The sequence below is a fragment of the Streptomyces sp. NRRL F-5135 genome (genome assembly GCF_000719775.1).
GTDB classification, from domain to species: domain Bacteria; phylum Actinomycetota; class Actinomycetes; order Streptomycetales; family Streptomycetaceae; genus Streptomyces; species Streptomyces hebeiensis.
In genome coordinates, this window is record NZ_JOHR01000001.1 from 507070 (window position 1) to 519618 (window position 12549).

General features: G+C 72.0%; 9 protein-coding genes and 1 tRNA gene. 3 read left to right on the forward strand and 7 right to left on the reverse strand.

The window, feature by feature from the left end:
* Positions 1-5: 5 nt before the first annotated feature.
* The gene (locus IG02_RS0102255) at positions 6-1124 is read right to left on the reverse strand and encodes a hydrogenase expression protein HypE (RefSeq protein WP_030741006.1); all 1119 of its coding nucleotides are present in this window, start codon (positions 1122-1124) and stop codon (positions 6-8) included.
* A gap of 276 nt (positions 1125-1400) precedes the next feature.
* Positions 1401-2819, reverse strand: a complete 1419-nt coding sequence (locus IG02_RS0102260; RefSeq protein WP_078854174.1) for a hypothetical protein — start codon at positions 2817-2819, stop codon at positions 1401-1403.
* 530 nt (positions 2820-3349) lie between these two features.
* Here IG02_RS0102260 and IG02_RS0102270 point away from each other — a divergent pair.
* Positions 3350-5077: an enoyl-CoA hydratase-related protein gene (locus IG02_RS0102270; protein ID WP_030741012.1), complete on the forward strand. Its 1728-nt coding sequence runs from the start codon at positions 3350-3352 to the stop codon at positions 5075-5077.
* 193 nt (positions 5078-5270) lie between these two features.
* The gene (locus IG02_RS0102275) at positions 5271-6185 is read left to right on the forward strand and encodes an SDR family oxidoreductase (RefSeq protein ID WP_030741015.1); all 915 of its coding nucleotides are present in this window, start codon (positions 5271-5273) and stop codon (positions 6183-6185) included.
* A 243-nt stretch (positions 6186-6428) separates the two neighbouring features.
* Here the strand turns inward: IG02_RS0102275 and IG02_RS0102280 are convergent, their stop codons facing one another.
* The 5 genes from IG02_RS0102280 to IG02_RS0102305 form a co-directional block, all read right to left on the reverse strand.
* The gene (locus IG02_RS0102280) at positions 6429-6869 is read right to left on the reverse strand and encodes a VOC family protein (protein ID WP_030741017.1); all 441 of its coding nucleotides are present in this window, start codon (positions 6867-6869) and stop codon (positions 6429-6431) included.
* A gap of 243 nt (positions 6870-7112) precedes the next feature.
* Positions 7113-8219, reverse strand: a complete 1107-nt coding sequence (locus tag IG02_RS0102285; protein ID WP_030741019.1) for a glycoside hydrolase family 43 protein — start codon at positions 8217-8219, stop codon at positions 7113-7115.
* Between the two features lie 335 nt (positions 8220-8554).
* Positions 8555-10645 (reverse strand): NAD-dependent DNA ligase LigA, encoded by a 2091-nt coding sequence (ligA, locus tag IG02_RS0102295; RefSeq protein ID WP_030741021.1) that lies wholly within the window; start codon positions 10643-10645, stop codon positions 8555-8557.
* Positions 10646-10650: 5 nt separating this feature from the next.
* Positions 10651-11538: a hypothetical protein gene (locus tag IG02_RS0102300; protein ID WP_078854111.1), complete on the reverse strand. Its 888-nt coding sequence runs from the start codon at positions 11536-11538 to the stop codon at positions 10651-10653.
* Between the two features lie 326 nt (positions 11539-11864).
* Positions 11865-11941 (reverse strand) — tRNA-Pro (locus IG02_RS0102305).
* Between the two features lie 106 nt (positions 11942-12047).
* Between IG02_RS0102305 and IG02_RS0102310 the strand changes: the two genes are divergently transcribed.
* Positions 12048-12536, forward strand: a complete 489-nt coding sequence (locus tag IG02_RS0102310) for a DUF309 domain-containing protein (protein ID WP_030741025.1) — start codon at positions 12048-12050, stop codon at positions 12534-12536.
* The last annotated feature ends 13 nt before the right edge of the window (positions 12537-12549 follow it).

Below are 12549 nucleotides of genomic sequence, written 5' to 3' on the forward strand. Positions count from 1 at the left end.
TGCTCCTACCTCGTTCCTCGCTGCGGGCGCGCCGGTGAGGGGCGCCAGTACGGGGCGTAGCCACTGGTCAGTTCCGGCTTGTTGTGGTGCCACTTCGGTTCCCGGTTCACCGCGATGTTGGTGATGCCGCGCATGCGCCGGATGAAGGCCCCGTAGGGCTTGATCAGGATCGACGACAGGCTGCCGCCCGCGGGCTCGTCCATGAAGGGCATGAAGGTGTCGGGGAAGCCGGGCATCGTGCAGCCGATGCAGATGCCGCCGACGTTGGGGCAGCCTCCCAGGCCCGCCATCCAGCCCCGCTTGGGCACGTTGCAGTTGACGACCGGTCCCCAGCAGCCGACCTTGACCTGGCACTTGGGCGAGTTGTAGTCCCTGGCGAAGTCGGCCTGCTCGTAGTACGCGGCTCGGTCGCACCCCTCGTGCACCGTCCTCCCGAACAGCCACTGCGGGCGCAGCATGTGGTCGAGCGGGGGCGGCGGCGCCGAGCCCGCGGCGTGGTGGAGCACCCAGATCAGGGTCTCCATGAAGTTCTCCGGCTGGATGGGGCAGCCGGGGACGTTGACGACGGGCAGGCCGCCCCGCGACGTGAAGTCCCAGCCGAGGTAGTCGGACAGGCCCATGGAGCCGGTGGGGTTGCCGGCCATCGCGTGGATGCCGCCGTAGGCGGCGCAGGTGCCCGCGGTCACCACCGCCCAGGCCTTGGGGGCGAGCCGGTCGATCCACCAGTTGAGGGTGAGCGGTTCCCCGGTGTCCGGGTCGTTGCCGAACGACGTCCAGTAGCCGTCGCCCTCGATGATGTTCTGGTTGGGGATCGAGCCCTCGATGACGAGGATGAACGGGGTGAGCTCGCCGCGGGCCGCCGCCCGGTACGGGGCGAGGAAGTCCTCCCCGCCGAGGCTCGGGGAGAGCACCTTGTTGTAAAGGTTCACCTTCGGCAGCCCGGGGATCAGCCCGAGCACGACGTCCTCGATCGACGGCTGGCCGGCGGCCGTCATGGAGACGGTGTCACCGTCGCAGCTCATTCCCTCGGAGATCCACAGGATATGGATCTCGTCGAAGCCGGCCCGTTCCTGGTCCCCTCCGGGCTCCCGGCTGACTTCTGTGGTGCCGCTTTCGATGCTCATGTGCTCGGCCTTCGCTGTAGTCGGTCTCTGGGCCGGCCGTAGGGCCGCGGCCGCCGGGCCCGGGAGCGCCGGCTCCGGGTGCCCGGTGTGCTGACCGCGGTTGTCCGGGGGCGCCTGCCGCGGATGTCCGGTGGCGCCGACCGCGGGTCGCGGGTGTCCGGGGTCGCCGGCTCGGCGTGTCCGGGGTCGCTCCCGCCGCGTGCTGGTGCCGTGAGGGGCACGAGGACGACTCACGGACCACGGGCCCGGCCACGTCCGGTCACCGGTCGGCGGTGGTCACGCCTCGACGGCTCGGCTGCGTCCATGGCGCTCCTCCTCGTCCGGGCCGGCGGCCGGCGGCCGGAGTTCGTCGGGCCGGAAGTAGCGGAACCGGCCGTACCAGTCGTTGAGTTCGGCGGCGGGATCGTCGTCGAGGGTGACGGCGACGTGCACACTGCCGTCCACGTCGTGGAACACCGCCGCCACGCGCGCGGTCCGGCCCGCGAGGAACATGTCCTGCGCGTCGGCGCCCCGGCCGCGCGGGCACAGCCTGACCAGACTGCCGCCCGCCACGGGCACCCCGTCGACCAGCACGCTGTCCGTGGAGGGCGACAAACCGTCGTCGCCGCCCTCCCGCCACCAGGGAAGGGAACCGCGCTCCGGGGCGGGCTCCGGCGCGGACGGCCGGGAGGCCCCGGCGGGCCCGAGCGAGCGGATGGCACCGTGCAGTCGGGAGAAGACTTCCGGCGGCATGGCCTCGACCCGGTCCAGGATCCGCGCGGCACGGCTGTCGGTGGCCCGCGCCTCGCGCTTCTCCTCGTCGGTCAGCAGCAGCGTGCGCAGTGTCAGGATCTCGTCGATCTCGGCGGCGTCGTGCAGGTCCCCCGGACTCTCCGGGGCCACCTGGGGGTGGTCGGGGAGGATGATCGGCGACGAGAGCACGGCACGGCGGGAGCCCGTCGCCCCGGCCAGCACCGGGAACGTGTACAGGTTCCGGCAGTCCCGCGCGTGTTCCTCGGCCCCCTCCGGCGGATCGATCAGCGAGAGGAACTCCAGCCCCTCTCCGCCGATGAACGTGTGAGTGGCGACGAGCGCCTGCCGCAGGGCTTCCTCGCGGGAGACCGTCGGGCCGGCCGCGGTTCCGGTGTTCTCCGTACGAACGGTGAGCCGGCAGAGGCCGTCGGGGCCCGTGAGGCGCTGGGCCCGTACCACCGTCCTGGCCGCAACGCGCTCGCACCGGCGCACGACACGCCCGGCGAGGTCCGGAAGCTCCTCCGTCTCCTCCCCGGCCGGCGCGCCCACCGCGAAGGACCGTTCACCGTCCAGCAGGTCCGCCAGCGGGACGACGAGGTCCGTCTCGCACGGCAGCGCCTCGTCGAACGTGAGGTGGGTGGTGCCCGTTCCCAACGCCAGCGACTCCACCGGGTGGTGGCGCCCGTCGCGGTCTCTGCGCTCCACGCGTTTGTGCCACACCCGCAGGTAGCGCACCCGTACCCGTACGACGGCGGTGGGTTCGGCGCGCGTGAGGCATTCGGTCTGCTGGTACCAGGAATCGACCGAGCCGGAGAGGCCCGGCGGCACGGGGCCGTCCGCCTCCGCCCAGTTCCTGGGTGTGAGGACGCCGAACTGCCAGCGCACCCGGTTCTTCGGCGAGGACCTGCGATAGGGGTAGAGCAGGTAGCCCTCGTACAGGACGGCATCGGCGACCGCCGCCATACCGTGGAACGCGTCCGTACCGTGCACGGGGCCGCCGTCCACACTCCGAAGGGGGCTCTCCCCACCCTGAAGGGGGTCGCTCCCAGCCGGTTCCCCGAAAGGACCACCCAGGAGATGACCACCTGGGGGATGCTGCTGCGCCATCTCGCCTCCCAGCGCGACGATCCACGTCTCCTTCGCACGCCCGGGGCCGAGGACACGGTGTGTCCGGCGGAGGGCGCCCCGACAGGTCCGTGGTCCGTGGCCCGTTCCTCTCGGGCTCACACTCGCACCGCTCGTCCGGTGCCGCGTTTTTTCGGGCCGTTGGAGTGACGTGCGATCCGCGCGTTCCGCCCGCGGTGAGCCGCTTCCCGGGCACGGAACCCCTTCCGGGCGGGGCGCGGCCCCGCCCGGCGCCCGTGCCGTCGACCACGGCGCCCGTTCGACGTAATTCCCCGCGTGGGCCGGGTGGGCTCCTCCACCCGTCCCGGGCCCCGGGTCACGATGCTGGCCTCCTCCCCCGGTCCGCCCCTCACCTCCCAGGGAGCCTCATGGACGTCCTGCTCGTCGCCAGCGCCTTCAACAGCCTGTCCCAGCGGGTGTACGCCGAGCTGTCCGACCGGGGCCACCACGTGGACGTGGTGCTCGCGGCGCGCGGGGACGCGCACGGGGACACGGCGGTGCGCGAGGCCGTGCGCGAGGGGCGGCCCGACCTGGTTCTCGCGCCGATGCTGAGGACGGCCCTGCCGGAGGACGTGTGGTCGTCCCGTACGTGCCTGATCGTCCATCCCGGGCCTCCCGGGGACCGGGGCCCGTCCGCGCTGGACTGGGCCATCGCCGAGGGAGCGACACGCTGGGCGGTGACCGTCCTCCAGGCGGAGGCCGAGTTGGACGCCGGTGACATCTGGGCGAGCGTCCCGTTCGACGTACCCCCGGTCGGCAAGAGCGACCTGTACCGCAACGAGGCGTCCGACGCGGCGATGGCGGCGGTCCTGCTGGCCGTGGAGCGTTTCGGCAGCGGCTCCTTCAAACCGCGTCCTCAGCACGATCCCTCGGTCGGCGTCGTACGGCGCGGCGCCTGCCGGCAGGAGCACCGGCGCGTCGACTGGCGGAGGGACACGACGGAGGCGGTGCTGGGCAGGCTCCGGGGCGCCGACTCCCGGCCGGGGGTGCTGGACGAGCTGTGCGGCGAGGAGTTCTTCCTGCACGGCGGCCACCCGGAGGACGAGTTGCGCGGACGCCCGGGAGAGCTGCTGGCGACGCGTACGGGCGCCGTGTGCCGGGCCACGCTCGACGGTGCCGTATGGATCCCCGAGCTGCGGCCCCGGCGCCGGCCGGGCGGCCCCGCCACGTACCGGCTCCCCGCGGCCGCCGTGCTGGGCGGCCGGCTCGCCGGTGTGCCGGAGGAACCCGCACCCCTGGAACTGCCCGAGCGGCGGCGCACCTGGGCCGACATCCGCTACGCGCAACGCGGCGACGTGGGCCTCCTGCGCTTCGGCTTCCCCGGGGGCGCCATGAGCACCGACCACTGCCGCCGGCTGCTCGCCGCCTACCGGTACGCGCTGACGCGGCCCACCCGGGTGCTGGTGCTCGGCGGGACCCGCGACTTCTTCTCCAACGGCATCCACCTCAACGTCATCGAGGCCGCCGCCGATCCGGCCGCCGAGTCCTGGGCGAACATCAACGCGATGGACGACCTCGTCGAGGCGGTGCTGCGTACGACGGACCGGCTGGTGGTCGCCGCGCTCGCCGGGAACGCGGCGGCCGGGGGCGCCATGCTCGCCCTGGCGGCCGACGAGGTCTGGTGCCGCGCCGGAGCGGTCCTGAACCCGCACTACCGGCGGATGGGGCTGTACGGATCGGAGTTCTGGACGTACACACTCCCCCGCCGTGCCGGGACGGAGGCCGCCGAGGAACTCATGGCGCGGGCACTCCCGGTGAGTACGGCCGCGGGCGCCCGCGCCGGGCTCGTGGACCGCGTCCTCCCCGTGTCCCCGCCGAACTTCGCCGCCACGGTGGAACGCATGGCCGCCGAGTCGGCGCACGCCCCGGATCTCGCGCGCAGGGTCGCGGCGAAGCGAGCGGCGCTGGAGCGGGACGAGGCGGCCCGGCCGCTGGCCGACCACCGCCGCGCGGAACTCGCCGCCATGCACCGGATCTTCTTCGACCCGCGGGCTCCCTACCACCGGCTGCGTACGGCCTTCGTCCACAAAACCGGCGAGGGATCCGCCCGGCCGCTGCTGCCGCCGCCCGGCCTCGACCTGGCCACCACGCCGTGACCGTCAGCCGTCCACGCGCGAGGACGTGCCGCGTACCCGGCGGGGACACCCGGGCGGGAAGGCCGCCGAAGACCTTCGGAAAAGCCGACAGAAGATGTCCGCTTTCCGCGCGAGCATCGTATCGCCGCCGGCCGCACGGGCGTCGGCACCGCGGTGTCGGCACGGCACGGCACGTGAACACGGAAGGACGGACATGTCAGCAGCACTGCACGGCAGGATCGCTCTCGTCGCGGGAGCGACGCGTGGGGCCGGCAGAGGGATCGCGGTCGAACTCGGCGCGGCCGGGGCCACCGTCTACGTCACCGGCCGGAGCACCCGGCGGCAGCGGTCGGAGTACGACCGTCCCGAGACGATCGAGGACACGGCCGATCTGGTGACCGAGGCGGGAGGCCGCGGTATCGCGGTGCCGACCGACCACCTGGACCCCGACCAGGTCCGCGCTCTCGTCGAGCGCGTCGAGGCCGAGCAGGGCCGGTTGGACGTGCTGGTCAACGACATCTGGGGCGGGGAAAACCTCTTCGAGTGGAACCTCCCCGTCTGGGAGCACGACCTCGACAAGGGACTGCGGCTGCTCCGGCTCGCGGTGGAGACCCACGCCATCACCAGCCATCACGCCCTGCCCCTCCTGCTGCGCAACGAGGGCGGCCTGGTGGTCGAGATGACCGACGGAACCGCCGAATACAACCGGGACACCTACCGGAACTCGTACTTCTACGATCTCGCCAAGGCCTCGGTGCTCCGGACGGCCTTCGTCCTGGGCCACGAACTGGGGCCGCGGGGCGCCACCGCCGTGGCACTGACCCCCGGCTGGATGCGCTCGGAGATCATGCTGGATCAATTCGGTGTCACCGAGCAGACGTGGCGCGCCGCGCTGGAGCGCGAGCCGCACTTCTGCATCTCCGAGACACCGTCCTACGTCGGACGCGCCGTCGCGGCCCTGGCCGCGGACCCTCAGGTGAGCCGTTGGAACGGTCAGTCGCTGTCCAGCGGCGGGCTCGCACAGGTCTACGGCTTCACCGATCTCGACGGCAGCCGGCCGGACGCCTGGCGGTACATCCCCGAGGTCCAGGACGCCGGCAAGCCGGCCGACGCGGCCGGATACCGCTGACCCGGAACCCGCCTCGCGCCGGGGGCCAACGCGCGAACCGGGGCCCGGCGGCCGCGTCGTCCACGGGACGGCGGCGCTGATCCGGGCACGGCAAGAACGAGCGCACCGGGTATGTCCTGGCGGCCCTGGACGAGTTGCGTACGGTGAGTGCATCGCTGGGCTGAGCGGGCAGATCGACCCGCTCATCGGTGGTTGCGCATCGACCCGTCGCCCGTCAGGCCCGCAGACGCACGCGGCTCCCTCTCAGCGCAGTTGCTCGGCCAGTCCGACGATGATGCCCTCCGGGCCGCGGACATAGCAGAGCAGATAGCTGTCCTCGAACCGGGCGATCTCGCCGACGAGTTCGGCGCCGTGAGGGCGCAGGCGGGAAACGGTGTCCTCGATGTCGTCGACGGCGAACATGACGCGGTGCGTGCCCAGAATGTTGTGCGGCCGGTTGCGCGGCCCGGCGCTGATCACCGCGGGGCTGCGGTACTTCGCCAGCTCGAGCCGGCCGTGACCGTCCGGGGTCCGGACCATCGCGATGTCACAGCGGACGCCGTCGAGTCCGGTGCACTGGTCGGCGAAGAGGCCCTGCACCTCCGCCCTGCCCTCCAGCTCCATGCCGAGTTCCACGAAGAACGCGATGGCGGCATCCATGTCGTCGACGACGATGCCGACGTTGTCCATCCGCTGAATCGCCATGCCGGCTTCTCCTTCCTCCTCGTGCGGCCGGTGGTGGCCGCCCCCATGAAGACGATCAGCCGCAGCGTGCCGTCCCCGCTTTTCCCGCCCTCAGCCGACGCGGGCGCCCAGCGCTCACGCAGAACGTCCCGCCGCTGGCGGGACGTCCTGGTCACTGCGGCGCAAGCGGCCGCCACGAAGCGGCGGACATACGGTGAACGCTACCGCGGAGACGGTCGCGGCCGGCCGTCCGGGGCACGGTTCTCACTCGAAGAACTTGAGGCCGTACCCGACGTTGGTGGTGGCGCCGGGAACATTGGCCCGGCGGTAGGTGGTGTCGCCCCACCAGACGGCCGTGCCGGTGTACCAGTAGCGGTTGGACCACGAGTACGGTGTGCCCTTGGCGACCGCGTGGAACATGGTCGGGAACCGGTTGCCGGACGGTGGGCCGGCGGCCACGTCGCCGTTCCGCAGGACGAACGTGTGGTGGCCGGGGCCGTCGACGTTCAGTGTGGGGTCCCAGCCCGACATCATGGACGGGGCGTACGAGCCGAACAGACAGCCGTTGCTCTTGTACCAGTCCCATACGTACGTCGGATCGCCACCGGCCCGCAACCGCAGGTCGGCGAGGCAGTATTTGCTGCTCCAGCTGCCGTTCGCGGAGTACACGACGTGCAACTGCCCCTTGGGGTCGACGATCGGCTGGGGCGCCTCGTTGATGTACGGGTTTCCCACGACCCGTTCCCACGACTCGCGCGGCTGCGAGATGACGTAACGGCCGCCGGTGGTCGTGGTGGGACCGCTCATCCGGGCGATGTACAGGTTCTGCTCGACGTTGGTGTCGCCGGACCAGCCGGACCAGACGAACCAGCGCTGACCGCCGAACGTGAACGGCACCCCGTCGATGGCCCACTTGTCATCGGGCAGGGCGACCTTGGTGGCGGCGGAATAGCCGGTGTCCGCACTGGTCGAGCTGATGTGGTACATCCGGTGGGCCGCACCGCGGCCGGCCGCGAAGTAGATGCGGTAGTGGCCGTCGTGATAGACGATCTCCGGGGCCCAGACCTCGCCGAGTCCGCCGGTGTCCCGCCACACCTGGTGCTTGGGCGCGGTGGCGACACCCTCCAGGGTGGACGCCGTCCGCACCGCGATGCCGCCGTCCACGGACTTGGCGGAGACATAGAGGTCACCGACCTTGATGACACTCGGGTCCGCGCCGCCGACGAGGGCGCGGCCGAGCACGGACGCCTGGTCGTCCGCCGCCGCGGCGACGGCTTCGGCGGGGCCGGCCGTGGTCACAGCCTGCCCGAGGGCAAGCGTGCCGACGAGTCCGAGCGGAACGAGGCCGGCGAGCCAGCGAATGGGGGACATCAGGTTTTCCTCCTGGTCGTGTCTGCATCTGAAAGCGCTCTCAGAGCATGTCCATGCGGTGAGCGGCCGTCAATATGAGGAAGGGCCACGTCTTTCGCCGTCGCCGAGGCCGGCTGCCCTGCCCGGGTCAGCTCATGGTGAGGCCGTCGCCGGCGAACGCGACCGCGTCGGCCCGGCGCCGGTCGTCCGGGCACCCGCGCCGCCGGTCAGCTCCCCCCGCGCGGGTCGGCCGCCGGGCCGAGGTGAACGGGGGCGCCACGCTGACCGCCCCCGCCCGCTCTCAGCCCGCTCACCCCTTCTCCGAGGGCCTCGATCCCGCCCACGGTCTCGTGCCCCTATGCCCCAGGGGAAAGACGGTATTCGGTGACGAGCTCGGCGAACTCCTCGGGCGTGAGGACCTTCACGCCGAGCTTTTCCGCCTTGGCCGCCTTGCTGCTCAGCTGGCCCCCCGCTGCGGGCGCGGCGACGAGGTACGCGGTCCCGGCGGTGACGCCGTCGCCGGCCTTCCCGCCCGCGCGCTCGATGAGGTCCTTCACACCCGTGCGACCAAGGTCGGCGAGCGGGCCGGTCATCCTGCCCGTGACCACGACCTTCATCGGCCGGCCGTCCGCGCCGACCAGAGGGCCCTCGCCCGTCGACTCGTCGACCGGCTCGGTCATGGCGGCTCCGGCCGCGACCATCTTCTCGATGACCGGCGCGAGTTCCGCGATCTGCGCGACGATGCCCGGGGCCTTCTCCGCGCCGATACCCTCGACCTCCCGCATCGCCTCCGCGTCCGCCGCCCGGACGGCATCCATGGTGAGGAAGTGCGCGGCGATCCGCTGGGAGAGACGGCGCCCGGTGTTGCGGATGCCGAGCGCGCACAACTGACGGCTGAGCGGCTTGGCCTTCGCGGCCCGGATCTGCTCGACGAGTTTGGCGCCCCGCTTGTCGCTCCCGGCCGCCTCGGACAGGGTCGCCAGGTCGAGGGTGTACAGGTCGGCGATGTCGGTGACGGCGCCGGAGTCGACGAGCGCGTTGACGTACGTCTTGCCCAGGCCGTCGATGTCGAGGCAGTCGCGCTGCGCCGCGTATGCGATGAGCGCGGGCAGCCGGCAGGCGGCGCCCTTGACGCAGCGCCACCGCTCCTGGCTCTTGTCGATGTCGCCGCCGCAGTTCGGGCACACCTCGGGCAACGGAACCTCAACGGCTCCGGCCGGGCGCAGCTGAACAACCGCCGCCTGGACGCGGGGGATGATGTCGCCCGCCTTGTACACGGTGACCGTGTCGCCGATGTGCAGGTCGCGGCGCGCGATGTCGGCCGGGTTGTGGAGGGTGGCGTACTCGACGGTGCTGCCGTCGACCTCCACGGGCGCCAGCCGCGCGCGGGGCGCGATCACTCCGGTCCGGCCCACGTTCCACTCGACCTCCAGCAGCACTGTGGTCCGCTCGACCGCGGGCAGCTTGTAGGCGATCGCCCAGTGCGGGAAGCGTGAGCCGAACCCGACCGCCTGCTGCTCGGCGGCGCTGTTCGCCTTGATGACCACGCCGTCGATCCCGAACGGCAGCTCGGGCCGCATCGCCTGGATCTCCTCGATCCGCTGCCGCGCCTGCTCGACCGTGCGCACGTGCCGCATCGCGGCCTGGTTCTCACGCGTGGTCCGCACTCCGGCCTTCGAGAGCAGGGCCAGCACCTCGGCGTGCGACGCCCCGTCGGGCAGGAACGTGCCACCGTCGAGGTTGACGGCGCCGTACGCCCAGAACGTCATGGGGAGCCTGTAGGGCCGGTCCTTGGCGCGCAGTGTGCCGGACGTGCCGTTGCGCGGATTACGGAACACCGTCGCGCCATGCAGGACGCGGATCTCGTTGGCGCGCTCGAACTGGTCCTGGGTGAACAGCGCCTCGCCGCGCACCTCGACCGTGTCCGCCGCCTCGAGCTCCTCCGGCAGGCCGATGATGGTGCCGATCACGTGGCTGACGTCCTCGCCGAACCGGCCGTCGCCCCGGGTGACGATCTGGACCAGGCGCCCGTCGCGGTAGCGGGCGGCGATCGCCGCTCCGTCCAGCTTGGGCTCCACGGTGAAGCCGCCCTCGACCGGACGGCCCAGGCGCCGCTGAAGCCCCTCGCCCCACGACACCAGCTGCTCGGCGGAGAAAACGTTGTCCAGCGACAACATCGGCACGGTGTGCGCGACATCACCGATCGGCGCGGCCCCGGCCGCGACCTGGTCGGTCGGGGAGTTCGGCGCGACCTCGGCCGGGTGGGCCTGCTCGTACGCGGCGATCGCGAGCAGCCACAGGTCATAGGTGGCGTCGTCCATCACGCTCTCGGTCGCGAAGTCCCCGTCGCCGCCGTAGTACGCCTGGGCGGCCTCGCGTACGCGGGCGATCGCGTGCCGGTACTGGGCAGGGGTGGTCAACGCCTCAACGGCGGGAGAAGTCGTCATGCGGATCATCCTTCCGCATGGGTCTGACAACGCAGGGGGAGCGCACCCCGGCCGCACCCGGGGCGGCCCACTGGTCCGAGGGCCGGCTCCGTGCCCGCTTCCGATGGTGCGCAGGTCGCCAGTTCGGACCCTAGGGCGTGTTTCGAAAGTAGCGCCGTCCGCCCGCAGGGCGGGGCTCGCGGCGTCTGGTGCGTGCGATCGCAAGGCGGAGGATCGGCGTCGTCGATGAAGTGGCAGTTCGGGTAGTCATAGAACGAGGCCGACATCGGTGTGCCGTCGGTGCGGGAGGAGTCGGGCAGGCCCAAGGCGTGGCCCAACTCGTGCACCATGCCGCCGTACCACCGGTTCATCGCGCCGTTGGTCCCGGCGGCGCCGTCGGCGTCGTGGCCGCTGAGGATCACCCAGCCGCCGCCCCCACCACCGCCGGAGACACCCGCCTTCTCGGCGCTGACTTCGCCGACGCACAGCCAGCGCGGGTCCGGGGACCTGAGACCGAACCTGGCCATCAGCTCCTGCTGCATGTTGAAGACCACCCACCAGTACTCTTCGCCGCCGTTCGGCGTGTTCTCGTACCAGGCCCGCCCGTGGTTGCCCTGGACCACCTCCACCACCGGGTTGTTCAGTTTGAACGTCACGCCGAGTTCCTGGCGGTAGAAGCGCTGTGACTCCCGCATCACGCCGGTGATGCCGTTGGGGTACCGCGCGTCGTTCGCCACGTCCGACGGCCTGAGCCAGAACACTCGCACCGTCCCGGTCGGCGGGTCGGCGACCTTCCTCTCCGCCGGCCCCGTCGCCGCGCGGGCGGTGTCGGCGAACGGCCCGGAACCAAGCGCCGCGATCCCCCCGGCCGCCGCGGCCAGCACCGAGCGCCGTGTGAACGCGCATCCTTCCACCGGGCATCCTCCCCATTGATGTGTGAACATGACAACTGGGGCTATGGCGACCAGTGTGCGACATGCCGGCTGTCCGGCGTAGGTGACATCAAGCCGCAGTCGTGGACCCCGATTTCGCTCCCCCGGCTCGTGCTCACGATCCGGCCGCACTCGCCGAACTCGGCAGCGCGCTCCGCCGACGCCGGCACGAGCACCGCTCCCCGTCCCGCCGAGCGGCTCGCCACACCGGATCCCCGTGGTCCCCAATCGGTCCCCAACCGGTCCCCGAGAAATACGGAAAGGCGGCACCGGATTTCTCCGATACCGCCTACGACCTGCGAAAACGCTGGTCGGGACGACAGGATTTGAACCTGCGACCCCTTGACCCCCAGTCAAGTGCGCTACCAAGCTGCGCCACGTCCCGGTGCCCGGCCCGCTTGGGAAACCGCCCCCGTCCGGCCGTGCGAAAGAGAGTTTACCTCACTCCACGTGGCGGGAAGACGCCCCCGCCCCGGGTGACAATCGACCGTATGACGGAGAACCGACGGGACCGGGACAGTGAGGGGCGGGCGCGGAGCGCTCGGCCGCGGGACGGACTGGGGCGTCCGCTGCCGTACGGGGCACCCGGAGTGGCTCGGCAGCCGGAGGGAATCGTCCGTGGCCCCGAGCAGACGCTGAGTGAGGCCCAGCGGCTGCTGGCGGCGGGCAAGCCCTTTCACGCGCACGAGGTGTTCGAGGACGCGTGGAAAACGGGTCCCGCCGACGAGGAAGCGCTGTGGCGTGGAATGGCGCAGCTGGCGGTCGGCCTGACGCACGCCGCCCGGGGCAATACGACGGGCGGGGCGCGGCTGCTGCTGCGCGGTGCCGACGGGATCGCCGCGTACGGGACGCCTCCCGCCCCTCACGGCATCGACATCGCGGGGCTGCTGGTCTGGGCCCGGGAGCTGGCCGCACGGGTGGCCGACGGCACGACCGTGGACGCGGCGGAGGAGGCACCCCGCCTGACGAGAACCGCCTGACGCCTACGGACGC

Coding starts and splice junctions, on each gene's coding strand:
- IG02_RS0102280 (WP_030741017.1), bottom strand. CDS start 6,869: ATGGCGATTCAGCGGATGGACAACGTCGGCATCGTCGTCGACGACATG.
- IG02_RS0102275 (WP_030741015.1), top strand. CDS start 5,271: ATGTCAGCAGCACTGCACGGCAGGATCGCTCTCGTCGCGGGAGCGACG.
- IG02_RS0102310 (WP_030741025.1), top strand. CDS start 12,048: ATGACGGAGAACCGACGGGACCGGGACAGTGAGGGGCGGGCGCGGAGC.
- IG02_RS0102255 (WP_030741006.1), bottom strand. CDS start 1,124: ATGAGCATCGAAAGCGGCACCACAGAAGTCAGCCGGGAGCCCGGAGGG.
- IG02_RS0102285 (WP_030741019.1), bottom strand. CDS start 8,219: ATGTCCCCCATTCGCTGGCTCGCCGGCCTCGTTCCGCTCGGACTCGTC.
- IG02_RS0102270 (WP_030741012.1), top strand. CDS start 3,350: ATGGACGTCCTGCTCGTCGCCAGCGCCTTCAACAGCCTGTCCCAGCGG.
- ligA (WP_030741021.1), bottom strand. CDS start 10,645: ATGACGACTTCTCCCGCCGTTGAGGCGTTGACCACCCCTGCCCAGTAC.
- IG02_RS0102260 (WP_078854174.1), bottom strand. CDS start 2,819: ATGGCGGCGGTCGCCGATGCCGTCCTGTACGAGGGCTACCTGCTCTAC.